This is a genomic window from Bacillus cereus group sp. BfR-BA-01309, from assembly GCF_022664315.1.
Taxonomy (GTDB): Bacteria; Bacillota; Bacilli; order Bacillales; family Bacillaceae_G; genus Bacillus_A; species Bacillus_A mobilis.
Window position 1 is genome coordinate 256,760 of record NZ_JAKUHE010000006.1, and the last position, 24,560, is coordinate 281,319.

Below are 24,560 nucleotides of genomic sequence, written 5' to 3' on the forward strand. Positions count from 1 at the left end.
GTTTCTAACGCATTCGTTTTGCAAACATTTAGAGGGCGCTTCCTTAGTGGAGCGTCTTTTTCTTTTACCTTCAATGTGAAGTTTTGGAATGAAAAAATAAAAGTTTATAAGAAAGGGGTTGAATTGGATTGAGAATTGACGGCAAATTAGTTCGTTTGATTCGTTTTGATGAGGGATTAACACAAGAAGCTTTTGCGAAAACATTAGGCGTAGGATTAACTACGATCGCTAACGTTGAGACGGAGTACCGTCCTGTTTCCAATCAATTAAAAGTGAAGCTAATTCGTACGTTTAACTTAACGGACGCTAAATTGGAAGAATTGAAAGCGATAGAAAAGGTGGTCTTTGCATGAAATCAGATACGATGATAGTCGATTTTACCGTGCTACGTATTCAAAACGAGGCATACATCGCAGGTGCAGCGATAGACTTTTTAAACTTCGATGATGAAGAGAAACGCATTTACACTCCGTACAAGGTAGCGAGTCTTTACATCGATGGTACTGAAGTGAATTCAATGACGAAGTGTATTAAGTGGTTACTAAAACGATTGTTAGAAGAAGTTCCGGAAGGCGCTACGCAAATTATATTTCGTTCTGACTTACCTCATCTTATTCGCAATAGATTTTATCGGAAAGAAATCGAGAGTTTAACTGACGCTCAGGTACTTATTAAACATATCCCTCGATTGGGCAACAAACGAAACGAGATTCAGTTATTAGCAAATGACGCTTTATCTCGCAAATCAAGTGTGATAGGAGTGGTCGAATGGAACAAATGAAGGAAGCAGTAGCAATTATATTTTTACGAAGTCATCCCGTAGCAGGTTTAGCGATAAATTGGCATGTTGTTGATAAAGAATTAGGCGAAATCATTCACAGCGATGCGTTTTCTCGATTTAATTTCGAAATCGTAAATACAATGCACGAAGTCATGCAGGAAATTATCGGCGTGTGTAACGAAGCTGATTTACGTCTAGTTGACATCCAACTGAAACGGGGGTAAATGATATGAAACAAGAAGTCTACCGCGAAAAAAGTAATATCTTTATCGGCAACCAACTACAAGAGGAAACGGAGACCATCGTTTATTACAGTGACAATACTTTCGAAATATTATCACCGGAAACAACTTCAGAAGATGAAGACGACGATTAAATTACGCCGTATAAGGCGTTTCACATAAAACAATTAAAACATTTAGGAGGAATTAAATTATGAAGGATTATAAAGATGTTTACATGCTGGTAAGTGAGACTATCGATGGGAATTATTCGCAAGCAGGAAAGATTTATACGTTTACTGAAGATCGAGCGAAAGAGCTGGTTAAAGAAGGGAAGGAACCGTATGATTACATGTTAAATTATTGGTGTGAAAAATCAGAGCAATTATTAGAGGATTTTCAAAAAGAAAGAGATGCCATCCGAGAGAGCAATCGATTAACTGAGACGGCAAAAGCTGAGGATGTACAGGCTTTGATTGAAAAGTACGATAGTCAATTCGCTACAATTCAACGTCTGTATGAAGAAGAGATTAAAAGTCGATTAGAGGAAGCGAAAAAAGAAGCGGGTATCTCAGCGTTAAAGGAACAAACTCAATTTGATTCCGATAAGGTAAGAAGAGAAGCGGGAATTATTGCGTCCGATGTGATTATGACAACCTCTTTAAAAGAAGCTATTACCTATCTCGAAGGGAAATTGGAATTTATTGATAAAGAAGTGGCTAGAGAACTGTTATCTCAGTTTACTACTATCAAGACGCATCTAGATAGCTTAAAGTCAGAAAGTACAGTCGATAGAGTGATGGCAAGTACGCGAATTCGAAGTGTGTACGACAATTTAAAGCGAGCATCTTCTGGTGAAGCGCAAGTAGAAATTGACGCCAAGGTTGGATTATATACGGCTTTAAATGATCACCGAAATGATATTGCTTGGGAATGGCGAAGAAAAAAGCTTTTTATGGGAAGAAGATAACATAAAATTAAATATTTTTACTTATTTAGCACCTGCGCACAAAGCGTGGGTGTTTTTTCTATATCGATAAAAATTTAAAGGAGAGATTATATGAGCACAGTACAAAATCTAAAAGAAATGGAAAGACTTTCGACTGCATTAATGAAAACCGCGGAGACACCTGAAACGAAGTTCCATATTGGAATGTTGTTGCAATTGTTTGGGAAGGAAGCGGAAAAATTCGGGAAGTTAAATCAAGCTTTAAGCAGTGAACTAGCTGAATTAGAAGCGTTACGACAATTCATCGAATCTCAAGGGCTAACAGAGAACTTTGAAGCGTTCCGGAAGATTGGAAGTAGATAACTATGTCTACAAATCGAGTAGAAGTACAGTTACTAGCAGATATCTCTAACCTACAACGTGGAATGCAACAAGCTACGCGAGCAGTGCGTAGCTTCCATCAAGCGGTAAGTCAACCGATAAATATACCGACTCCTAACATGAGTGGTTGGAATAACGCAGTCCAAAGTACGGGACAACATGTACAACAATTGAATCATCAAATGCAAAATATGACGCCACCTTCACCACCGAATATGTCATCGTGGCAATCTACGTTTCAGAACGTGGGAAATCGAGTGCAGGAAATGGGACATCGAGTCCAACAAGCAGGGCAGACGGTACAGAATGCTTTTGCACCAGCTGCCAACGCATCGGGATTTTTTCTAGGGCGTATGGTGAAAGACGCAATGAACTTCGAATCTGAGACCCGTAGAGCGGCGATGTTAACAGGTGGTAGCTATAACAAAGTTAAGAAAGATATTTTAGAGATGGCGACCACTTCGGTGTACTCAACTGGGCAAGTAGCCCAGGCATATGCCGAATTAGGAGCGAAAGGATTTGACGCAGCAAAAGCAACGGCCGCATTACCAGGAGTACTTGTTGCCGCAGCCGCTTCGGGCGAAGACCTTGGACTTGTAGCAGATACAGTTACGAGTGCGCTTAACGCATTCGGGTTAGAAGCAGATAGGAGTGGCCATGTTGCTGACGTTTTAGCACAAGCGGCCAATCAGTCGGCAGCAGGCGTATTAGATATGCAATACGCCTTTAAGTACGCGGCAGGTCCGGCAGCACAGTTAGGTATATCAATGGAAGAACTCGCAGCTTCTGTCGGTATTATGTCTGATAATGGTATTCGTGGAGAGACGGCCGGTACAGCGTTGCGTGCATCTTTACTCCGTTTAGTTAAGCCACCAAAAGCCGCTGCAAACGAGTTGAAACGCCTAGGGGTAACCGTTACAGATCAACAAGGAAACATGCGTCCCCTAAGTCAAATTATAGGTGATTTACAAAAAGGCATGGAAGGTATGACAAAAGCCCAAAAAGGAGCGGCGTTAGCTACTATCTTCGGGACTGAAGCTGTTTCCGGTATGATGGCACTAGTTTCAGCAGGTCCTGATGCTATCAATAAGATGACAGACGCCTTAGTAAAAAGTGATGGGGCGGCAGCCACTGCAGCTAAAAAAATGAACGAAGGTTGGGCGGGCGCAATAAAAGAAATGTTGTCAGTAGTCGATACCGCATCAAAAGCTTTTGTTGACGCATTAGGACCCGCAATTATCCTCGTCGCAAACACGGTAAGAGACTTAGCGAATTGGTTTACAAACCTCTCTAAACCGATGAAAACAGTCGTTGCAACTACAGCGGTAGCAATAACCGTATTTTTAGCAATAGCTACTGTTGTTGGGATAATGATAAATGCTATAGGAGCCACCTTACTAGTATTCGGTAAATTATTTTTAGTTATAGGTAAGTTAGGTTCAATTATTGGTGTGCTAGTAGAAGGGGTAACAATTTTAGGTACTGTTATCGCAGCGCTTTTAGGTCCTGTAGGTATAGCGATTGGAATAATAGCTCTATTAGGTGTAGCGCTAGTTCAGCTATACAAACATAACGAGACGGTCCGTAACGCTGTTAATAGCGCTTGGGAATCGATTAAAACTATAACTATATCAGCCGTGGAATCTATGAAAGTGGCATTTGACTCATTTGGTGCGTATCTTGCAACAATCCCCGCTAAGTTTTCAGCGATGGGTAGTGCGATAGGTGCTTTTTTTGAGTCCGTAAAAGCGAAATTTAGCGGACTTGGGCAAATGATCGGCGTTGCGTTCGGTTCAGCTATCGAAGGATTAACCGCCAAGTTTTCAGGGATTAGTTCCGCAATTTCGCCAATAGTAGAGTTTATTAAAGCTTCATTTTCAACAATCGGTAATACAATTGCTACATTAACACCGTTAATCGTTCGTTTAGGGTTAACGTTTTTAGGTGTTTCTGGACCTGTCGGTTGGGTAATCGCTATTGTCGCTTCATTAGGTGCTACGATATTTAAACTCGTAAACACAAATGAACAAGCGAAATCAGCGTTGATGTCAGCATGGGAGTCGATAAAAGGTGTCTTCAGTACGGTTGCTTCCGTAATCATGCCAATTATCACTTCGTTAGCACAAGGGTTTATCGATGCCTTTGCGCCACTAGCACCTGAGTTTCAAAAGACAGGCCAAGTAATCGCAGAAAGTTTCGCTACTTTAGGACCAGCACTCGCTGAATTAGGAGCGGCGTTCGGTGAACTTGGCTCAACTATTGCAAGCCTATTCGGTGAAGTTGTAAAAGCCGTGGTACCAATTGCGACTGAAATGTTTACTGGATTCGGTCAAATTATGCAGCAGGTTATGCCGATGGTAACTGATCTTATTCGTATGTTCGCAGATACAACTATCCAAATTATGCCGATGATAAGTGAGGGTATCCAATTTTTATCTCAAATGTTTTCAGAGTTTGCAACTACGGTTTTACCAATATTCATCGAAGCATTTCAAACTGGATTCCCAATTATTCTACAAGTTGTTCAAGCTGCATTTAGTATAGCTGGATTGTTGATACAAGGGTTTGGAGAAATCCTGACAGTTATTGCTACTTCAGTTATTCCGATTATTTTGCAAGCAGTCCAGGCTGTTTTCCCAGTAATAGCGGCAATCATATCGGCGGCAATATCGGTCGCGATTCCGATCATTCAATTACTAGGCCAAGTAATCTCTATCATAGCCACAACTGTGATACCTTTGATCTTACAAATTGTTCAAGCGGTCTTTCCAGTAATAGTTTCGATTATTCAAGCGGCAATCCCGGTAGCAGTTGCAATTATTCAAGGTTTAGCAACGATTATAACCAATATCATAAAGTTATTTACTGCAGTTCTACAAGGAGACTGGAGTGGGGCATGGAACGCGGTGAAAGGGATAACCTCAAATGTAATGTCACTAATTGGAAGTATAATCCAAGGAGCGATAGATTTAATAAAAGCTGTAGTGACCTCGGGGCTAAATTTAGTACAATCCGTTTTTTCTAGTGTTCTATCAGCAATCGGTTCACTAGTAAGCTCGATTTTCTCGGGTATAGGTTCGGTCATTTCATCAACAATGTCTGCAGCAGGCAATATTATTTCCGCAATGTGGAATGCAGCAAGCTCTGCTACATCTAGCATCCTAAACGCTATCTATAACACCGTAACTCAAATCTTTAATAATGTGACATCCTTCTTAAGCGGGATCAATTTAGGAGATATTGGTCGTAATATGATGCAAGGACTATTAGATGGTATAAGCGGAATGGCAGGGGCAATTTGGGGCAAAATCACGGAAATCGGAAATGGAATTAAAGATAAAATTTCTGGTCTATTATCAATCCATTCACCTTCTCGTTGGTTCAGAGATTTCATTGGTGTCAATATGATGAAAGGTTGGATCAATGGTATTGATTCGATGAAAAGTGCAGTACAAAGAACAACGGGAGAGATGACTGAGTGGATGAAGCCGGAAATGTTAGCGGTTGATACAGGACCTGTAAGTACAAATCTAGCAAAATCCGTAGCGCCTTCGGTGTATGGGTCGAGTAGTGGGCGTAATGGCAACACCGAGAGCACTCAGTCGAATCGTACATTGATTATCGAAAACGTAACGGTTATGGATGGGTACGAAGTAGCTAGAGTAACTCAACCGTACATTGACGATATGCAGACGAGTAAAATCCAAGTGAAATCATATATGAAAGGGGGGCGCTGATGAATACAATAGTAGAAAGACTAGATGGGAAAAGGTATGACCTTGAGGAATTAAACGTTATTACAAGAGATTTTCTTGTATCTGCCCCCTCTTATCGTCATACAACAGAATTAATAGAAGGAAGACCAGGAGCAATTGATCTAGGCACATTCTAAACTTATTAATATTAAAAAGAATAGATGCATGGTAAAATGTAGTAAAAAATAATTGGGGGATTAGGGATGGAGTCTATGAAAGAAGCTATGATTAGAGAATATTTGAGAAAAGATTTAGAGATATTATTAGATGAAGGGATTATTGCTGAAACAGATAAAAGAATAAAGAGTTTTATATTTGTAGGAAATAATTCAAGACACCAGGCTTTAGCAGATATTATTAAAGAAATATTAGGAAAAGAAAGATATAATTATGACATTGAAAATCAAAGTGATGACGATGAAGAAGGACCTTATCGGATTTTCACTTTGCACACTCCAAATAAAAATGGCGATTGGGTAAGGTGTATATACACTACAGAGATAATCGATCCAGCTGAAGTAGTAAAATTAATGTCAAATAGAATTTAATTATAACGGCGGATTCTCCTATACGGAGGGTTCGCCACTTTTTGTGCCTATTTTTACGCCGAGAAACGTGATATATAACGACAATGATGGTTCTTCCGATTACGGAGGGCCTATTTTTATTTACAAAAGAAAGGGAGCGATGTTGTGAAAGTAGAAACACAGGTAAAACGATTAATCCGAGAAACATGCGCTTGCTATACTCCAAAGGAAGGTAACTGCATATATCAGGCGAAATGCCCGTTCCTACATACGATGTATTATCGAGATAAAGAAGTAAAATTCGAAAGTAAACGCTGTGACTATTTCGAAACGCATGTGTTACCTGCTGATAAAGAGTTGTATTCGTTATATTTTAATGAGGGGCAGAAAGGTAAAGTATGCGAGGTATGTAACGGTCATTTTATCGCTAAAGGAAATCGAGCTAAATACTGTGATGGGTGTCGTGAGGGAGTTCGAAAGAGACAGGCGAGGGAGCGGATGCGTAAGTACAATCGAAAAGTAGGATAGATATTGACGCAATAGGACGGTAGAAATGTGTTTTAAGGTCGGGTTTCACTGATAATAATCCCAGTAAATTGAACGATACATAATGGATTGATTAATTATATTACGATGAGATAAAGCGTAATCCATTGCGTAAAATTATCAAATCTATTGAGGGGGAATGTAATAGATAGAAAAAGTAAGGTGACTTCGGTGACCAAAATAAAAAGCGTAGGAAGCCCTACGCTCTAACAATGGAAACATACATCATACGTCTTGTGATTAAAAAATATTAGTCTATATTAAGATAAATTACTTAGTCACTACTTTGGTCACATTCCAATTAAAATACCACCTGCATTCACCTAGTGAACACCTATTTTACGATACGTCTTTATATGATAAATATAAAGACCAAGGACTAGAAATACTCGGTTTCCCTTGTAATCAATTCGGAGGACAAGAACCAGGTACAGAAGCAGATATTACTAGTTTTTGTGAGTTAAACTACGGTGTGAATTTCCCGATGTTTGCAAAGGTTGATGTGAAAGGTGATAAGGCACATCCGCTTTATACATACATGACAGAACAAGCACCAGGTTTACTCGGTATGAAAGCAGTGAAATGGAACTTTACTAAGTTTCTAATCGGAAAAGACGGGAAAGTAGTAGGACGTTTTGCACCGCAGACGAAACCGGTGGATTTAGAGGTTGAGATTGAGAAGGTACTTGGGTAATCACTAGAAGTTTCACTTTATTAAAAAAGCCTCAAAGAACAATGTTGTTCTTTGAGGCTTTTTCTTTTAACTCACATTATCAAGATTAAATCGCTGAATGGAAGTCATTTGATTTAGGCGGAGAAGCTGCTTTTTTCATAAGGATTTCCCATAAGTGTACGGATTTTTCCCATTCTGCTGCAGCTTGTCCCTTTTGATACATAGCGTTCTCATAACTGAAAGTAAGTTGTTGCATATGAGCCGAGTTGTAAAGCGTATCGATGTGGAGAGCGTATTCTCGGAATGTTTGACTTTCCCCTCGTGGTATGCCAATTCTCGCAAATTGTTTCAAAAGTGCGCCATAAGCTTTGCTATAAACAGCATCATCTTTTCGGTATTTGTAGAAAAGAATGATAAAAAATGTAATCCATTTCATTCTAGTAGCGAAGAGAGTGTATCCTATAATACTAATTAGTATCGAAGAGAGGAATAGGTACCACCAAGAAAATCCATTTTTAGCATTTGTAATCTTTTTAGTAGGAGCTTCTTCTGTATCTTCTATTAAACTTTTGAGCTTTGCTTCATTGTTTCTTTGGTGCATTTGCGCGTTTTGAGAATTAGTTTCTTCGCTATTTTGTATAGTAGGGGCAGGAGCATTATTTGTGAAATTATAGGGATTCGTAAATCCTTTTGTCGGTTCGAATGGAATCCATCCGTATCCAGGGAAATATACTTCGACCCAAGAATGTGCGTTATCGTTCGCGATTTTATAAACATCCTCACCTTCTGCAGAGGCAAGCGTATTATCAAGAGTTCCTTCTGAATAACCTTTTACCCAGCGAGCAGGAATCCCGGCAGAACGAAGTAACACGATCATAGACGTCGAGAAATTATTACAGTAGCCGCTTTTTGTATCAAAAAGGAATTGATCAACATAATCTTGATTTTTGGCAGGGAACAATACATTCGTTGTTTCATATACAAAAGAATGATCGGTGAAATATTTTTCAATAGCTAATACTTTATCATATCGGTTATCTTTATCATTTGTTAGATTAACAGCTAAGTCTCTTACTCGCTGCGGTAATGATTCGGGAAGTTGCGTGTATTTTGTCATGAAATAAGGATTTGTTTCTTGACCTTCATTCGTTTTTACAGCTTTCAAGTTTTCTATGGAAAACTCCGGGATCCCATATGTTACTTTATATGAATGTAAAGTAGTGGAGGAGTCTCCGTCCATCGTATAGATTTTTTCAGAAAATGGATCAACGCTGTATGATACATCTGAAGAAGCCTCAACAGATATTAACCCCGCTGGATAGGTAAGGTGAGGATAACTTTTTTGCATGGTAATTGTTGCCTCAGTTGCCTCTGTTTTTGTATTTTGTTCGTACCAGCTTACGACATCGTTTTTATTTTTAAAAGAAACCTTTTTTTGATTTTCAGAAATTCCCCAGCCTTTTCCTGTATAAAAATCTTTCGTTTCGACTCTCCAATATTGTTTGTTTTGCGTTTGTGCTGTGAAAACAATTGTAGGATCAGCCTTAAAAGGACCACCTAATCTCGAGTCATCTAAACCATACCCAATTTTAGAAACTTCTTGCTGTTTACTTGCTTCGGATGTGTTGAATTTTAAAAAATCCATTGGGTTGGGCCATTGAGGACCAAATTTTGGTGCGAAGTATGCGATGGTTGCTGACAATACAATAAACACTGTAAGAGGTCTAAGTAATTTTGAGATTTCTTTAGCATAATTTTGTAAGTGTTCCATCTCTTTTATTCGTTCTATGCGAAGAAGGCTAAGCATAAAAAAGCCGATGACAACAGTACGAATAATAGCGAAGTTTGCATCGTATAAATGTAAGTTATGAAAAACGGTGATATAAATAATAGTCAATATAAGAAATAACAACCCACGTTTTTTATGAATCATCCAAAAAGAAATGAAAGCACTCAAAAACCAAAATGATAAAAAAAATAAAAGTGTTGGAAAAACTGGAGAGATATCTAGTAAATTCCCCTGAAATAACAGGGAGAAATTTCGAGAAATATCAGTAAAAAATTTCGTTAGCCAAGATGGATTTATAAAAGCATTTTTATAATATAGGAAATGTATGATGAATAAAATCGTGATGATCTTTATTGGAATCTGCCACTTTGTTTGAAAAAAAGAGAGAGTGAAGCAAATCCCTATAAATATTACAAAAATATCAAATCTACCTACGTTTGTAATACCTATGAGGGGCCTTAGCCATTCTAGTAAAAGTAGAAATGCGCATGCATGCATGAAAAATCTGTTCATATCCCATTGTTTTTTTGTCTGTAATGTTATCATTTGTTCACCTCAAAAAATACGTTTGTATAGCGGTTTTCATAAACCGCTTTTACAAATATTTTTCGTTTTTGTAGAGCTTCTAGAATACTGAGTTCTCGATGTGAGAGTTGATTTGCTTTTTCTTTTACGACAAACACCATTAATTTTCTATTTTTAATAGCAGCATAGTCAGCCGCCTTTTGAAAATCGGGAGAAAGATCGCTTGTCACGAGTATAATCGTGACGGGCTCATAAATTTTTCTTAATTCCATTTCTACACTCCGGGAGAGCAGGAATACACTATCTGCTTGTACTTTCGCTAAATGACAAAAGATTTGATGCAACTGATTATCTCCATTGTCTAAAGGGAAAAAAGTTCGTTCTTTTCCGACAGATACGAATGACGCTGGTGAATTTTGTTTCAAGACAGACCTGACAATAGAGGCAGTAAATGTGACGACTGATTCGAATAGAGGGGATGGGGTTCTGTCCATGAATATCATAATATTATGGCTGCGCTGTTGTTCAAACTCTTTCGTCATAATGTTGTTTGTTCGGGCAGTTGCTTTCCAATCAATCCATGAAAAGCGGTCACCAGGTTTATAGTCTCTCACACCGACAGAAATGGTAGAGTCTTTTACTAAATTTATATTTGCTGAAAGTGCTCCTTGTTCGAAATGATTTTCCATTTGTCGATATGTTATATCTACATACTGGGGATAGACTAAAAATGTATCTGGAACTGAAAAAGTTATTTCTTTCTCCATCATACCGAATAAATCACCAGTTTTGACACGTACGCTTGAAAAAGAGTGCTCTCCTCTAGGGATTGTATCAATTGCATATTGAAACGAAATATTTCGTTTCAATCCTGGAAAGAGTATTACTTTATTCATCTTTGTTTGTTTACAATTTATAAAATGTGATGGCAGTACATCTTCTATAATTAAATAAAGTAAGGGAAAAGGAAAACTTCTTTTTATTGTAATCGTACTTAAAAATGGTTCTCCTGCTACATATTCGTCTTGATTTGTTATTCGTTTTACCTCGGCGTTCCGTAAAGCATAGAAGGGAAGCAGTAGTGAATAAAGTCCAATAGGAATCATACTGTAAAACAAAAACCAACTTACAAATCCTCCTTGAAGCATAGCGTATACAAATGTTAAGACTAGGCATAACGGAATAAGTGATAACTTAGTAAAATGATAGAGTGCTCGTAGTATCCGTTTCATCAAAGGTTCATCTTCCTTTGAGTAGGTACGGTAGTTCGCGCAACGATTTTTGTGATAACTTGTTCTCCTGTAATTCCTTCAAATTTTGCCTCCATTTTTAGAATGAGTCTGTGAGCCAATACGTAAGGAGCTAAAAATTTAACATCGTCTGGAATAACATAATTTCTGCCATGGATGAATGCATAAGCTTGTGAAGCTTTCATTAAAGCAATCGAACCACGTGGACTTGCACCTAGTTGTATAGAACTATAAGAACGAGTCTGACTAACAAGCTTTACAATGTAATGTTTGATTGCCTTGTCCATGCTTACTTCCCGTACGCTTTGTTGTAAATAAAGTAATTCTTCTATTGTTGTAATAGCTTGTAAATGGGAGAGGGGATTTGTTTTTTCCATCCTGTTTAAAATTTCAAATTCTTCTTCTTGTGTAGGATATCCCATTTTTAGTTTCAATAAGAAACGATCGAGCTGTGCTTCTGGTAAAGGGTATGTTCCCTCATATTCGACCGGATTCTGTGTAGCCATTACAAAGAACGGTTTTGGTAACGGTCTTGTCCTGCCATCTATTGTAATATTGCCTTCTTCCATACTTTCAAGTAAGGCAGATTGTGTTTTGGGAGATGTACGATTAATTTCATCAGCAAGTATAAAATTCCCCATGATTGGTCCAGGTTTGAACTCAAATTGGAGCTCTTTCGGATTATAAATAGAAACACCTGTTACATCTGACGGCAGTAAATCAGGTGTGAATTGAATGCGCTTGTAATCAGCATCGATAGATTTAGAAAGAGCACGTACTAACATTGTTTTCCCAACGCCAGGAACATCTTCTAATAGTACATGACCTTCAGCTAAGAGAGCTGTCAAAGCTAAGATCGTTTCTTTTCGCTTTCCGACCATTAACTTTTCAATATTATTAATTATTTTTTCTATAATGGGATGTAATGAATCAAGCTGGTGCATCGTAATCCTCCTAATGTTATTATCTTTTTTTAATCTATTTAGTGGAAAATAGAATGTATCCATCTAATTAAGGGCATAAAGATTTCATCTTTAATTCTAAGAATATTCAGATTATTTACTCTGATTACATCTAGTATAATTGTTTCCGTAACTAAGGGCAATATGGTAAATAATGATTTGTAGTTTAATGTGAAATATGCCTTGATATAAGGTAATATCGCTGAAGAAAAAATTCTTTGCATTCAATTTAGGATATTTCCCGTATGGCAGTTTTAAAATAATATCAAAACTCTTTTTCATATATTTATAAAGAAAAACGTAGGAATGTCTCCTGCGTTTTTTCTTTTGCAAAATAGTCGATACCTCAAAATACTATTCTCCTAATAATTTAGATAAACCATAAACTTTTACAACGGAACAAAAGATTTTCTCACAAACTTATTTTCTACTGAATTTTTGACAATCTCTTGAACTGTGCGAAATGTCACATCTGTATTTTACAACCTCTTTTATAGTAAGTGTATGTAAGAGAGACGTATTAAAGGAGTGAACATTATGAAGAAGAAACCTTCAGCACTAATGAGACGTTTAAAATATTTTTCACCAATAGATCGTTATAACGATAATCATACACAAGAAACATATGAAGATCGCGAATGGGAGAATGTGTACAGAAAGCGTTGGCAGCATGATAAAGTAATTCGTTCTACACACGGCGTGAACTGTACTGGTTCATGTAGCTGGAATATATATGTGAAGGATGGAATTGTAACTTGGGAAGGACAGGAGCTTAACTATCCGACTACAGGTCCTGATATGCCTGATTTTGAACCACGAGGATGCCCACGTGGAGCAAGCTTTTCTTGGTACATTTACAGTCCACTTCGTGTGAAATATCCGTATGTACGTGGTGTTCTTTGGAATATGTGGCAAGAGGAGTTGAAAAATAACGAGTCACCACTAGACGCTTGGAAAAGCATTGTGGAAAACCCTGAGAAGGCACGTACGTATAAGCAGGCGCGTGGTAAAGGGGGATTCATTCGTGCGAATTGGGATGAAGTGTTACAACTCGTTTCAGCTTCTTTACTATACACAGTAATGAAATACGGTCCAGATCGAAATGTTGGTTTCTCACCAATTCCAGCTATGTCGATGTTAAGTCATGCAGCTGGTAGTCGCTTTATGCAACTTATGGGTGGACCGATGCTTAGTTTTTATGATTGGTACGCAGATTTACCACCAGCTTCTCCGCAAATTTGGGGCGATCAAACAGATGTACCAGAAAGTAGCGATTGGTATAACTCTGGTTACATTATGACGTGGGGTTCAAATGTACCGATGACGAGAACACCAGATGCACACTTTTTAGCAGAGGTTCGATATAAAGGAACGAAAGTCGTTTCTGTCAGTCCTGACTTCGCTGAATCTACAAAGTTTGCGGATGATTGGATTAGTGTGAAACAAGGTACAGATGGTGCACTTGCGATGGCAATGGGGCACGTAATCTTACAAGAATTTTACGTAGATAATCAAGTGGAATACTTCACAAAGTATGCAAAGCAATATACTGATTTTCCTTTCTTCGTCACATTGAAACAAAAAGGAGACCAATTCGTTGCTGATCGATTCTTAAATGCTTCTGATATTGGACGCGAAACGAAGTTAGGAGAATGGAAACCTGTACTTTGGAACGAGAACACGAATGATTTTGCAACACCTCACGGTACAATGGGGTCACGTTGGGATAACGAAAAGAAATGGAACTTACGTTTAGAAGATGAAGAAACCGGTGAAAAGATTAATCCGCGTCTTTCTTTACTTGGAATGGAAGATAGTGTTCAAACTGTACAAATTCCGTACTTCTCTGATGATGGAAATACAATATTAGAACGTACAATTCCAGTGAAAAAGGTTATGACAGAAGAAGGTGAAGTGTTCGTTACAACTGTATATGACTTAACGTTAGCGAATTACGGCGTGAACCGAGGACTCGGCGGACAAGAGCCGAAAGATTTCAATGATGACGTACCGTTTACACCTGCATGGCAAGAAAAAATGACAGGAGTGAAACGAGAACTTATTATTCAAATCGCTCGTGAGTTCGCACAAAATGCTGTTGATACGAATGGTCGCTCAATGATTATTATGGGAGCTGGTATTAACCATTGGTTTAACTCTGATACGATTTATCGCGCCGTTTTAAATCTTGTACTTCTCGTCGGAGCGCAAGGTGTAAACGGCGGTGGTTGGGCGCATTATGTTGGTCAAGAAAAATTGCGACCAGCGGAAGGATGGCAAACAATCGCGATGGCAAAAGATTGGCAAGGGCCACCGAAATTACAAAACGGTACATCTTTCTTCTATTTCGTAACAGATCAATGGCGCTATGAAGATACACCAGTTGGACATTTAGCATCACCAGTAGAAGGCAACTCTCGTTATCAACATCACGGTGATTACAACGTATTAGCAGCAAGGCTTGGGTGGTTGCCTTCGTATCCGACATTCGAGAAAAATGGGATTGAATTATATAAAGAAGCTGTTGCTGCAGGTGCAACAACGCAAGAAGAAATCGGAAAATACGTTGCACAAAAATTAAAAGATAAAGAACTGAAATTCGCAATTGAAGATCCAGATAACAAAAATAACTTCCCGCGCAACTTATTCGTATGGCGTGCAAATTTAATTTCAAGTTCTGGTAAAGGCCACGAATATTTCTTAAAACATTTGTTAGGTACAACGAACGGATTAATGAATGACGATAGTGATTCGTTGCGACCAGAAGAAATTAAATGGCATGAAGAAGCGCCAGAAGGGAAGCTTGATTTACTCATTAATTTAGATTTCCGTATGGCTGGAACAGCGCTTTATTCTGATATCGTCTTACCTGCTTCAACTTGGTATGAAAAGCATGATTTAAGTAGTACAGATATGCATCCATTTGTACATCCATTTAATCCGGCAATTGGTTCACCGTGGGAAGCGCGCTCTGACTGGGATATTTTCACTTCTCTTTCTAAAGCCGTGTCTGATTTAGCGAAGAAAATCGATCTTGAACCAATGAAAGAAGTTGTGGCAACACCACTTCTTCACGATACACCGCAAGAATTAGCGCAACCACTTGGCAAAATTAAAGACTGGAGTAAAGGTGAGTGTGAACCAATACCAGGTAAAACGATGCCACAAATTCATGTTGTCGAAAGGGATTATAAAACGATTTATGACAAAATGACTGCGCTAGGACCAAATGCCGGAAAACAACCGATTGGTACGAAAGGGATTTCTTGGTCTGCAGAAAAAGAATATGAGCAATTAAAGAGCCGATTAGGAGTCGTTCGAACGGATTCTATTGCGAAAGGTTGCCCAGACATAAAAGAAGCAATCAATGCTGCTGAAGCGGTATTAACACTTTCTTCTACAACAAACGGTCATATGGCTGTAAAAGCATGGGAAGCACTTGAAAAACAAACGGATTTAAAACTACGTGATTTAGCAGAAGAACGTGAAGAAGAATGCTTCACATTTGAACAAATTACGGCGCAACCAAAAACAGTAATTACTTCTCCGGCCTTTACAGGTTCAGAAAAAGGTGGACGTCGGTACTCACCATTCACTACAAATGTGGAACGTCTCATTCCTTGGAGAACGATAACTGGTCGACAATCTTTCTACTTAGATCATGAAATGATGAAAGAGTTTGGTGAAACGATGGCAACATTTAAACCGATTCTGCAACATAAACCGTTCCGTAAATCACGGCCTGAAGTAGAAGGAAAAGAGATTACATTGAACTATTTAACACCGCATAATAAGTGGTCAATTCATAGTATGTATTTCGATTCATTACCGATGTTAACGCTGTTTAGAGGTGGTCCAACCGTTTGGATGAATAAAGAGGATGCTGAAGAAGCTGGTGTTGCAGATAATGATTGGATCGAGTGCTTTAACCGTAACGGTGTTGTTGTAGCGCGTGCTGTTGTAACGCACCGTATACCGAGAGGAATGGCATTTATGCATCATGCGCAAGATCGCCACATTAACGTACCTGGAACGAAATTAACAAGTAATCGCGGGGGAACGCATAATAGTCCAACTCGAATTCACGTAAAACCGACACATATGATTGGCGGATATGGCCAATTAAGCTATGGATTTAACTATTATGGTCCAACTGGGAATCAGCGCGACTTAAATGTTGTAATTCGCAAACTGAAGGAGGTAGATTGGCTTGAAGATTAAAGCACAAGTCGGAATGGTAATGAACCTAGATAAATGCATCGGCTGCCATACTTGTAGCGTAACATGCAAAAACACCTGGACAAATCGTCCAGGTGCTGAATATATGTATTTCAATAATGTAGAAACGAAGCCTGGTATTGGTTATCCGAAGCAATGGGAAGATCAGGAGAAATATAAAGGTGGATGGGAATTGAAAAATGGTGAAATTCAGCTGAAATCCGGTTCGAAAATGAAGCGCCTTATGAATATTTTCCATAATCCAGACCAACCGACAATTGATGATTACTTTGAACCTTGGAACTATGATTATGAAACGTTAACAAATAGTCCGCAGCGTAAGCATCAGCCAGTTGCTCGTCCGAAATCAGCAATTACAGGTGAATTTATTGATAAAATTGAATGGGGTCCAAACTGGGAAGATGATTTAGCCGGTGGACATATAACAGGATTACAAGATCCGAACGTAAAGAAAATGGAAGAAGAAATTAAAACGGATTTTGAAAATGTCTTTATGATGTATTTACCACGTATATGCGAACATTGTATGAATCCATCTTGTGTATCCTCTTGTCCATCTGGTGCGATGTATAAACGTGAAGAAGATGGGATTGTTCTTGTCGATCAAAATGCATGTCGTGCATGGAGATTTTGCGTATCTTCTTGTCCATATAAAAAAGTGTATTTTAACTGGCAAACGAATAAAGCTGAAAAGTGCACAATGTGTTTCCCTCGTATTGAAGCAGGTATGCCAACAATTTGTTCGGAAACATGTGTAGGACGTATTCGATACATTGGGGTAATGCTATATGACGCTGACAAAGTAAAAGAAGCGGCTTCTGTTGAAAATGAAAAAGATTTATATGAATCGCAGCTTACGGTTTTCTTAGATCCAAATGATCCAGAAGTAGTAACTGAAGCGAAAAAGCAAGGGATTCCTGAAGAATGGATTAAAGCGGCACAACAGTCACCAATCTATAAAATGATTATCGATTGGAAAATCGCTCTACCTCTTCACCCAGAGTATCGTACTATGCCGATGGTTTGGTATATCCCGCCGCTTAGCCCGATTATGAACATGGTGGAGGGAAAAGGTAGTAACTGGCAAGCAGAAGAGATTTTCCCTGCTATTGATAATATGCGTATTCCAATTCAATATTTAGCGAATTTACTCACTGCAGGAGATGAATCACATATTCGTCTTACATTGAAAAAAATGGCTGTTATGCGAACACATATGAGAGCACTTCAAATTAATAAAGAACCAAATGAAGCTGTATTAAAAGAAATCGGTTTAACGAAACAGGATGTAGAAGATATGTATCGACTTCTTGCGATTGCAAAATATAAAGATCGCTTCGTAATCCCAACGTCTCACCGCGAACAAGTTGCAGATTTATATAACGAACAAGGAAGCTGTGGTTTATCCTTCGCAGGTGGTCCAGGCTCTTGTATGACAATTTCTTAAATAATGGGGGCGGAAAAATATGAAACAAAGTTTACAAACTGCTTTTTCGTGTTCTTCATTCCTTCTCTCCTACCCGGAACTCGGGTGGAGAGAAGCTTTAGTTGAATTACAAGAAGAGGTTGAAGCAATTGAGCAGGACGAAGTTAAAGCTCCACTTACAACATTTATAGAACAAGTACTAAATAAAACGAACGATCAACTTATTGATAGTTACGTATATACATTTGATTTTGGTAAAAAGACAAATATGTATCTTACTTATATGAACACTGGTGAACAAAGAGAAAGAGGTATTGAATTACTAGAGTTAAAGCAGCATTATAAAAAATCTGGTTTTGAAGTAACAGATAAAGAACTACCTGATTATTTACCTCTTTTACTAGAGTTTTTTGCAAATGCAAATGAGCAAGACAGTGAACCAATTATGAGTAAATACAAGGAAAACATACAAGCATTACACGTTCAGTTAAAAGAAGCAGATAGTATGTATGAACCAATTCTTGCGGCTGTTCTACTCGCTATCGATACATGGGGTGTACAGACAAATTAGAAAGGAGAGTTGTCAAAATGATGGATCAATTTCTATGGGTATTGTTTCCCTATATCATTTTTGCAATCTTTATCGGTGGACATATTTTCAGATACAACTATGATCAATTTGGATGGACATCAAAATCTAGTGAACTATTAGAAAAGAAAATGCTCCGAATCGGAAGTCTACTATTCCATTTTGGGATTATGTTCGTAATTGGCGGTCATGTCATGGGGATTTTAATTCCAGAAGCTGTATACCGTTCAATAGGTATTTCTGAGCATATGTATCACATAATGGCAATTAGTTTCGGGCTTCCGGCAGGTGTTGCTTCTATCATCGGTTTAATTATATTAACGTACCGCCGCGTAACAGTAAAACGCATCATTGCAACGAGTACAAAGGGAGATTATATTGCGCTTATATTATTGCTTATCGTAATGCTAGCAGGACTTTCTTCAACATTTTTAAACATCGACTCAAAAGGGTTTGATTATCGTACAACAATCGGTCCTTGGTTCCGAAGTCTCTTTATTTTTCAACCGAAAGTTGAATATATGGCGGAAGTACCTGTATGGTTTAAAATTCATATTCTCGCAGGGATGGGGCTTTTCGCAGTATGGCCATTTACAAGACTTGTACATGTTTTTAGTGCCCCAATTAAATACGTAAGCCGTAGTTATGTAATTTACAGAAGACGTATTCCAAATGAATTGAAAAAATAATTTTGTTTTATATGTTTAGTAATTTATAAAGAAAGCCGAGATCTAATTGGAGACCTCGGCTTTCTTTATAGGTATAAATCTCAATAAAATGCTAATCAATGCTACAAACAGAAGCAGAGCAATCTTCACAAGCAATTTCACGTTTTAAAAATTGTAAATCGTGAATTGTAATTTTTCCTTTATGAATAGAAATTGTACCTTGCTTTTTTAATTCATTTAACATTCGATTTACACTTTCACGTGAAGTTGCACAGAAATTAGCAAGTTCTTGATTCGTTAAAGGTAAATCGATGAGAATACCATTTTCTTTTAACACACCATAACTATTTGTCATTCGAATGAGAGTAGAATACAGGGCACCTTTTTTGCCATGTAATACTAAATCTCGAAACTTCGTCTGCATTCTTCTTAAATGTTCACTAATCCATTTCATAAATTCAAATACAAGTGCCGGCTTTTGGAGTAATTCTTTTTCTAATGCTTCACGCTTTATAACGCCTACTTCCACATCTTCAAGGCATTTTGAATTTAATAAATACTTCGCATTGTCCGTGAACAATGTTAATTCTCCAATAATGTCATATGCCGAACAAATACGGAGTGTCAATTCCTGCCCATCAGCACTTAATTTACTAATTTGTACTTTTCCTGAGTGGATGATATAGAGTTCGGTCGCCTCCATACCTTCTTGAAAAATAAAACATCCTTTTTTAATTTGCATTTTATATTCAACAGATGCAAGTAATTCCTTTAAATCTTGAGATAATTTCATACTGTTTGTCACAGCAATCACCTTTCTTCTTATAAGCAATACATTTCCTATTTTGAGTGTAAGTATGCTGAAAATGCAAGAGCTATTTCAAAATTGTTGTAAAATTTCAATGACCGTAAGGAGTAGGGATTGAAGATGTGAACAAAATGCGAACAGATTTGTGAAGAATTTTTGAATGGGGAAAGTAATGTGAGAAAAGTCACATTGAATATGTCGCTTCTTTTTTATAATGAAGGCAAATAAAAAAACGATAGCTTACTAAGGATTGCAGTAGAAAAGAAGGGATATAGATGCACGAGAAAATGAAAGATTCTTTAGAACGGCCACTTCAAGATTTGCGTATTTCAGTTATTGATCGTTGTAATTTTAGGTGCACATATTGTATGCCTGCTGAAGTGTTCGGGCCTGATTACGCTTTTTTACAAGAAGAGTTTTTATTAACGTTCGATGAAATAGAAAGATTAGCAAGATTGTTTATAAGTATGGGAGTCAATAAAATTAGGCTTACTGGCGGCGAACCTTTATTGCGTAAAGACTTACCGCAGTTAATTGCAAGTCTTACAAAGCTAGAAGGTTTAAAAGATATTGGGCTCACAACAAACGGTATTCATTTAGCAAAACACGCTAAGGCGCTAAAAGAGGCGGGATTAAAACGTGTAAATATTAGTTTAGATGCGATAGAGGACCACGCCTTCAAAAAAATTAACGGAAGAAATGTAAGTACAAAACCTGTACTGAAAGGAATTGAAGCAGCAAAGGCTGTTGGATTAGAAGTAAAGGTAAATATGGTCGTAAAAAAAGGAATGAATGATAGTCAAATCCTTCATATGGCCCGTTATTTTAAAGAACAAGAAATTCAGCTCCGTTTTATCGAGTTTATGGATGTAGGCAGTACGAACGGATGGGATTTTGAACAAGTTATTACGAAGGAACAATTAATAGAGAAGATTAATCGAGTATATCCAATTGAGCCTGTTCCACCTCGTTACTTTGGAGAAGTTGCGAAATTGTATCGATATGTAGGGAGCGATTCAGAAGTTGGATTTATTACTTCAGTATCAGAGTCATTTTGTTCTTCTTGTACGAGAGCTCGTATTTCGGCAGACGGCAAGTTTTTTACGTGTCTATTTGGAACGAAAGGAACGAATTTGCGAACGCTTCTTCGAGAAAATATTTCGGATGCATCACTATTAAAAATTTTACAACATACGTGGCGATATAGAACAGATCGATATTCAGATGAAAGAACGGCGGAAAGTACAAGTACACGCCCAAAAGTTGAAATGTCTTACATTGGCGGATAGTGAAAGGAGGATTCTCTATGAAAGATCGATATTCAAGGCAAGTATTGTTTTCTGGAATTGGTGAAATGGGACAAAGAAAAATAAGAGAAAAGCATGTGCTCTTAATCGGTGCGGGTGCACTAGGAGCTGCGAATGCCGAAGCACTCGTTAGGATGGGAATTGGGAAATTGATAATTGCCGATCGTGACTACGTCGAATGGAGTAATTTACAGCGGCAACAGTTATATACAGAAGAAGATGCACACCAGTGCAAACCGAAAGCAATTGCAGCGGCAGAGCATTTAAGAAAGATTAATTCTGAAGTGGGAATTGTACCAGTTGTAACGGATGTCACGATGCAAGAAATAGAAGAGTTAACAAAAGATGTGGGTCTCATCATAGATGCGACTGACAATTTTGATACGCGCCTACTTATAAATGACATTTCACAAAAAGAAAATATACCTTGGATATACGGTGGATGCATCGGAAGTTACGGTGTAACGTATACAATTCTTCCTGGGAAAACACCATGTTTTCGCTGCTTAATGGATCATCCAATAGGCGGTGCAACATGCGATACAGCTGGAATCATTCAGCCAGCTGTACAGATGGTAGTTGCTCACCAAGTAACAGAGGCGATGAAAATATTGCTAGATGATTATGAGTCGCTAAGGGGGACGATGTTATCATTGGATATTTGGAACAATCAATATCTCTCATTAAAAGTAAATAGACAGAAGAAAAGTACATGTCCATCTTGTGGGGAATTACGAACGTATCCAAGTTTAACATTTGAAGCGCAAATGAAAACGGAAGTGTTATGCGGACGGAATACAGTTCAAATCCGTTCAGGAATAAAGAGAGATCTTAATTTAACCGAAATTCAAAAACGATTACAAAAAAGTGTACATGTCAAAAGAACGCCGTACTTACTATCATTTCTAATTGATGAATATCGTTTCGTTTTATTTACAGACGGTAGGGCATTTATTCATGGGACAAATGATGTGAAATTAGCAAAACGATTATACGCAAAATATATAGGATGAATAGAAAGAGAGTTTCAGTTTATTAAAACGAGGTGAAAAAGAATGTTAGAAAAACGTATACCAATTCCAGTGGCAGAAGCAGTTGCGCGTGTAATGGAATATGCCTACCAGGGTGAAATAGAAATGGTTTCTCTTATAGAAAGCTACGGTAGAACGCTTGGAGAAGATGTTATTGCAGATCATGATGTCCCTCATTTTGATCGCTCTCCATACGACGGATTTGCGATTCGAGCAGAAGATACAAAAGAAGCAAGTAGCAGTAACCCAATTCGGTTTGAAGTGATTGGCGAAATTGGAGCAGGTTTTGTTTTTACAGAAGAAGTGAAACCATTTCAAGCTGTACGTATTATGACAGGAGCGGCAATTCCATTCGGGTGTAATGCCGTTGTTATGTTAGAGTTAACAGAAGGATTTGAAGAAAAAGAAAAGACGTATATGAAATTAAAACGCTCCTTTGCCGCCGGTGATAACATTTCTTTTAAAGGTGAAGATGTAAAACAAAATACCATCCTTGTGAAAAAAGGGACTGCTATTAACCCTGGAGTAGTGGCGCTTCTTTCTACGTTTGGTTATAGTGTAGTGCAAGTTGTAAAACAGCCGGTTATTGGAATTATAACGACAGGAAGTGAACTACTTGAAGTACATGAACAATTAAAGCCAGGGAAGATACGAAATAGTAACTCTTATATGATTGCTGCTCAAATTGAACGAGCGGGCGGGGCTGTACAGTATTATGGACAATTCGCTGATGATTTTGAGACGTGTTATAACACTGTAAAAAAAGCGATGAAAGAAGTCGATATTTTAATTACAACTGGTGGTGTTTCAGTAGGAGACTATGACTATTTACCTGCTATTTATGAGAGATTACAAGCTAATGTACTTTTCAATAAAATAGCAATGCGACCAGGAAGTGTGACAACTGTAGCTGAGTTAGAAGGAAAACTATTATTTGGTCTATCTGGTAATCCTTCAGCTTGTTATGTCGGATGTGAATTATATGTTCGACCAGTCATTGGAACATACTTGCATAGGAAAAATCCGCACGTATATCGTGCAGAAGCAATTTTACAGAAAGACTTTCCGAAAGCAAATCCGTTTACTCGTTTTGTAAGAGGGAGAGTAGAGATTGTAGATGGTCAATTACAAGTTACACCAGTTGGTTTAGATAAATCTAGTGCAATTTCTTCACTTGCAGAAGCGAATACATTTATCGTCCTGCCGGGAGGAACGAGAGGATTTAAAGCAGGAATTACTGTTTCGGTACTTTTATTAGAATCAAACGCCGGAAGTGAGTGGCCTTGGGAAGAACCACTTCGATCATACAAATAATAGAAAAATAGATTACTAACTTATACAAAGACAAGAGGTGCAAGATGACACATACGTATTATGAAGTAATTGATACACCTATTTCAATTGAAGAAGTTACAAACAAAGTAATTCGTCGTGAGTGCGGAGCAGTTACTACTTTCATTGGTACTGTTAGAGAATTTACGAAAGGCCGTCGTACGCTATATTTAGAGTATGTAGCATATAAAACAATGGCAGAAAAACAGCTTGAGAAAATTGGCACCGAAGTAGGAGAGAAGTGGCCTGAGACATATGTCGCCATTACACATCGCATTGGTACATTACAAATTTCTGATCGTGCTGTTGTCGTCGCTGTTTCTACACCACACCGGAAAGCTGCCTATGAGGCGAACGAATATATTATGGAGCGTATAAAACAAATTGTTCCCATTTGGAAGAAAGAGTTTTGGGAAGATGGTGAATCATGGATTGGTGATCAGTTAGAGAAGGTAGCATATGAGAATGGTGAGCCTGAAAAGGAGATGAGAATGGTGAGCCTGAAAAGGAGATGAGAATATGATTGAAGTACTATTATTTGCACATTTACAAGAAGAAGTAAGCGAGCCAGCATTACATATAGATTGTGAAAATATTACGGTTGCTGAACTAAAGGAAGTGCTCACTAAAAAATACAACGTAGCGATTTCAAGTGAGATCATGGTCGCTATCAATGAAGAGTATGCAAATGAGGATGACATCATTCAAACTGGCGATGTTATAGCAATGATTCCGCCAGTAAGTGGTGGTTGATTCTTTTCAGCCTAATCATGTTAGGACGTGATTAGGCTGGAGGGAATG

The 24,560-nt window shown here is 38.0% G+C and carries 23 protein-coding genes and 1 pseudogene; 20 read left to right on the forward strand and 4 right to left on the reverse strand.

What is annotated here, in order from left to right; all coding sequences use genetic code 11:
- Positions 1-128 precede the first annotated feature (128 nt).
- The 11 genes and pseudogenes from MR115_RS14140 to bsaA form a co-directional block, all read left to right on the forward strand.
- A complete protein-coding gene (locus MR115_RS14140) occupies positions 129-353 on the forward strand; it encodes a helix-turn-helix domain-containing protein (protein ID WP_179867234.1) in 225 nt (74 codons plus the stop codon).
- Positions 350-781 carry a hypothetical protein gene (locus MR115_RS14145; protein WP_242241709.1) on the forward strand — a complete coding sequence of 144 codons (432 nt, stop codon included), beginning with the start codon at positions 350-352 and terminating at the stop codon, positions 779-781. Before MR115_RS14140 ends, MR115_RS14145 begins: the two co-directional genes overlap by 4 nt.
- Complete coding sequence (locus MR115_RS14150) at positions 769-1,005, forward strand: hypothetical protein (protein ID WP_098222703.1); 237 nt, start codon at positions 769-771, stop codon at positions 1,003-1,005. Before MR115_RS14145 ends, MR115_RS14150 begins: the two co-directional genes overlap by 13 nt.
- A 5-nt stretch (positions 1,006-1,010) precedes the next feature.
- Positions 1,011-1,157, forward strand: coding sequence for a hypothetical protein (locus MR115_RS14155; protein ID WP_179867235.1), 147 nt, complete (start codon positions 1,011-1,013; stop codon positions 1,155-1,157).
- Between the two features lie 59 nt (positions 1,158-1,216).
- Positions 1,217-1,972 (forward strand): hypothetical protein, encoded by a 756-nt coding sequence (locus MR115_RS14160; RefSeq protein ID WP_242241710.1) that lies wholly within the window; start codon positions 1,217-1,219, stop codon positions 1,970-1,972.
- 90 nt (positions 1,973-2,062) lie between these two features.
- The gene (locus MR115_RS14165) at positions 2,063-2,314 is read left to right on the forward strand and encodes a hypothetical protein (RefSeq protein ID WP_098222709.1); all 252 of its coding nucleotides are present in this window, start codon (positions 2,063-2,065) and stop codon (positions 2,312-2,314) included.
- Between the two features lie 2 nt (positions 2,315-2,316).
- Positions 2,317-6,069, forward strand: a complete 3,753-nt coding sequence (locus MR115_RS14170) for a phage tail tape measure protein (protein ID WP_242241711.1) — start codon at positions 2,317-2,319, stop codon at positions 6,067-6,069.
- On the forward strand, positions 6,069-6,224 hold the full coding sequence (locus MR115_RS14175; RefSeq protein WP_179867236.1) for a hypothetical protein: 156 nt from the start codon (positions 6,069-6,071) through the stop codon (positions 6,222-6,224). Before MR115_RS14170 ends, MR115_RS14175 begins: the two co-directional genes overlap by 1 nt.
- A gap of 66 nt (positions 6,225-6,290) precedes the next feature.
- On the forward strand, positions 6,291-6,635 hold the full coding sequence (locus tag MR115_RS14180) for a hypothetical protein (RefSeq protein WP_242241712.1): 345 nt from the start codon (positions 6,291-6,293) through the stop codon (positions 6,633-6,635).
- Between the two features lie 144 nt (positions 6,636-6,779).
- Positions 6,780-7,142 (forward strand): cysteine-rich VLP protein, encoded by a 363-nt coding sequence (locus MR115_RS14185; protein WP_098222715.1) that lies wholly within the window; start codon positions 6,780-6,782, stop codon positions 7,140-7,142.
- A 370-nt stretch (positions 7,143-7,512) separates the two neighbouring features.
- Positions 7,513-7,854, forward strand: a pseudogene (gene bsaA, locus MR115_RS14190) (glutathione peroxidase); the annotation flags it as partial.
- An 85-nt stretch (positions 7,855-7,939) separates the two neighbouring features.
- Here bsaA and MR115_RS14195 read toward each other — a convergent pair.
- Genes MR115_RS14195 through MR115_RS14205 form a run of 3 tightly spaced genes read right to left on the reverse strand, consistent with a single transcriptional unit; the run spans position 7,940 to position 12,341 of the window.
- Positions 7,940-10,168, reverse strand: a complete 2,229-nt coding sequence (locus MR115_RS14195; protein WP_242241713.1) for a transglutaminase TgpA family protein — start codon at positions 10,166-10,168, stop codon at positions 7,940-7,942.
- The gene (locus MR115_RS14200) at positions 10,165-11,379 is read right to left on the reverse strand and encodes a DUF58 domain-containing protein (protein WP_242241764.1); all 1,215 of its coding nucleotides are present in this window, start codon (positions 11,377-11,379) and stop codon (positions 10,165-10,167) included. Before MR115_RS14200 ends, MR115_RS14195 begins: the two co-directional genes overlap by 4 nt.
- A complete protein-coding gene (locus MR115_RS14205) occupies positions 11,379-12,341 on the reverse strand; it encodes an AAA family ATPase (protein ID WP_060630624.1) in 963 nt (320 codons plus the stop codon). The genes MR115_RS14200 and MR115_RS14205 overlap by 1 nt, the downstream gene beginning before the upstream one ends.
- 555 nt (positions 12,342-12,896) lie before the next feature.
- Between MR115_RS14205 and MR115_RS14210 the strand changes: the two genes are divergently transcribed.
- The 4 genes from MR115_RS14210 to narI are packed head-to-tail and all read left to right on the forward strand — an operon-like array spanning position 12,897 to position 19,302.
- Complete coding sequence (locus tag MR115_RS14210; protein ID WP_242241714.1) at positions 12,897-16,580, forward strand: nitrate reductase subunit alpha; 3,684 nt, start codon at positions 12,897-12,899, stop codon at positions 16,578-16,580.
- A complete protein-coding gene (gene narH / locus MR115_RS14215; protein WP_242241715.1) occupies positions 16,570-18,045 on the forward strand; it encodes a nitrate reductase subunit beta in 1,476 nt (491 codons plus the stop codon). Before MR115_RS14210 ends, narH begins: the two co-directional genes overlap by 11 nt.
- Positions 18,046-18,064: 19 nt before the next feature.
- The gene (gene narJ / locus MR115_RS14220; protein ID WP_242241716.1) at positions 18,065-18,595 is read left to right on the forward strand and encodes a nitrate reductase molybdenum cofactor assembly chaperone; all 531 of its coding nucleotides are present in this window, start codon (positions 18,065-18,067) and stop codon (positions 18,593-18,595) included.
- 17 nt (positions 18,596-18,612) lie between these two features.
- Positions 18,613-19,302, forward strand: a complete 690-nt coding sequence (gene narI, locus MR115_RS14225; RefSeq protein ID WP_242241717.1) for a respiratory nitrate reductase subunit gamma — start codon at positions 18,613-18,615, stop codon at positions 19,300-19,302.
- Between the two features lie 91 nt (positions 19,303-19,393).
- On the opposite strand, the gene MR115_RS14230 is transcribed toward narI, so the two are convergent.
- Positions 19,394-20,086: a Crp/Fnr family transcriptional regulator gene (locus MR115_RS14230; protein ID WP_016129254.1), complete on the reverse strand. Its 693-nt coding sequence runs from the start codon at positions 20,084-20,086 to the stop codon at positions 19,394-19,396.
- Between the two features lie 278 nt (positions 20,087-20,364).
- On the opposite strand from MR115_RS14230, the gene moaA reads away from it, so the two are divergent.
- Genes moaA through moaD form a run of 5 tightly spaced genes read left to right on the forward strand, consistent with a single transcriptional unit; the run spans position 20,365 to position 24,512 of the window.
- The gene (moaA, locus tag MR115_RS14235; RefSeq protein WP_242241718.1) at positions 20,365-21,378 is read left to right on the forward strand and encodes a GTP 3',8-cyclase MoaA; all 1,014 of its coding nucleotides are present in this window, start codon (positions 20,365-20,367) and stop codon (positions 21,376-21,378) included.
- A gap of 17 nt (positions 21,379-21,395) precedes the next feature.
- On the forward strand, positions 21,396-22,409 hold the full coding sequence (locus tag MR115_RS14240) for a molybdopterin-synthase adenylyltransferase MoeB (protein ID WP_242241719.1): 1,014 nt from the start codon (positions 21,396-21,398) through the stop codon (positions 22,407-22,409).
- Between the two features lie 42 nt (positions 22,410-22,451).
- Positions 22,452-23,741, forward strand: coding sequence for a molybdopterin molybdotransferase MoeA (locus MR115_RS14245; protein ID WP_242241720.1), 1,290 nt, complete (start codon positions 22,452-22,454; stop codon positions 23,739-23,741).
- A 44-nt stretch (positions 23,742-23,785) separates the two neighbouring features.
- Complete coding sequence (locus tag MR115_RS14250; RefSeq protein ID WP_242241721.1) at positions 23,786-24,274, forward strand: molybdenum cofactor biosynthesis protein MoaE; 489 nt, start codon at positions 23,786-23,788, stop codon at positions 24,272-24,274.
- 4 nt (positions 24,275-24,278) lie between these two features.
- A complete protein-coding gene (moaD, locus tag MR115_RS14255; protein WP_242241722.1) occupies positions 24,279-24,512 on the forward strand; it encodes a molybdopterin converting factor subunit 1 in 234 nt (77 codons plus the stop codon).
- The last annotated feature ends 48 nt before the right edge of the window (positions 24,513-24,560 follow it).

Bases quoted from the DNA above. Each gene is read 5' to 3' on its own strand.
- MR115_RS14145 (WP_242241709.1), top strand. From the start codon at position 350: ATGAAATCAGATACGATGATAGTCGATTTTACCGTGCTACGTATTCAA.
- MR115_RS14170 (WP_242241711.1), top strand. From the start codon at position 2,317: ATGTCTACAAATCGAGTAGAAGTACAGTTACTAGCAGATATCTCTAAC.
- MR115_RS14165 (WP_098222709.1), top strand. From the start codon at position 2,063: ATGAGCACAGTACAAAATCTAAAAGAAATGGAAAGACTTTCGACTGCA.
- MR115_RS14240 (WP_242241719.1), top strand. From the start codon at position 21,396: ATGAAAGATCGATATTCAAGGCAAGTATTGTTTTCTGGAATTGGTGAA.
- moaA (WP_242241718.1), top strand. From the start codon at position 20,365: ATGCACGAGAAAATGAAAGATTCTTTAGAACGGCCACTTCAAGATTTG.
- MR115_RS14195 (WP_242241713.1), bottom strand. From the start codon at position 10,168: ATGATAACATTACAGACAAAAAAACAATGGGATATGAACAGATTTTTC.
- MR115_RS14155 (WP_179867235.1), top strand. From the start codon at position 1,011: ATGAAACAAGAAGTCTACCGCGAAAAAAGTAATATCTTTATCGGCAAC.
- MR115_RS14180 (WP_242241712.1), top strand. From the start codon at position 6,291: ATGGAGTCTATGAAAGAAGCTATGATTAGAGAATATTTGAGAAAAGAT.
- narI (WP_242241717.1), top strand. From the start codon at position 18,613: ATGATGGATCAATTTCTATGGGTATTGTTTCCCTATATCATTTTTGCA.
- MR115_RS14205 (WP_060630624.1), bottom strand. From the start codon at position 12,341: ATGCACCAGCTTGATTCATTACATCCCATTATAGAAAAAATAATTAAT.
- MR115_RS14175 (WP_179867236.1), top strand. From the start codon at position 6,069: ATGAATACAATAGTAGAAAGACTAGATGGGAAAAGGTATGACCTTGAG.
- MR115_RS14250 (WP_242241721.1), top strand. From the start codon at position 23,786: ATGACACATACGTATTATGAAGTAATTGATACACCTATTTCAATTGAA.
- MR115_RS14210 (WP_242241714.1), top strand. From the start codon at position 12,897: ATGAAGAAGAAACCTTCAGCACTAATGAGACGTTTAAAATATTTTTCA.
- MR115_RS14200 (WP_242241764.1), bottom strand. From the start codon at position 11,379: ATGAAACGGATACTACGAGCACTCTATCATTTTACTAAGTTATCACTT.
- moaD (WP_242241722.1), top strand. From the start codon at position 24,279: ATGATTGAAGTACTATTATTTGCACATTTACAAGAAGAAGTAAGCGAG.
- narJ (WP_242241716.1), top strand. From the start codon at position 18,065: ATGAAACAAAGTTTACAAACTGCTTTTTCGTGTTCTTCATTCCTTCTC.
- MR115_RS14150 (WP_098222703.1), top strand. From the start codon at position 769: ATGGAACAAATGAAGGAAGCAGTAGCAATTATATTTTTACGAAGTCAT.
- MR115_RS14245 (WP_242241720.1), top strand. From the start codon at position 22,452: ATGTTAGAAAAACGTATACCAATTCCAGTGGCAGAAGCAGTTGCGCGT.
- MR115_RS14160 (WP_242241710.1), top strand. From the start codon at position 1,217: ATGAAGGATTATAAAGATGTTTACATGCTGGTAAGTGAGACTATCGAT.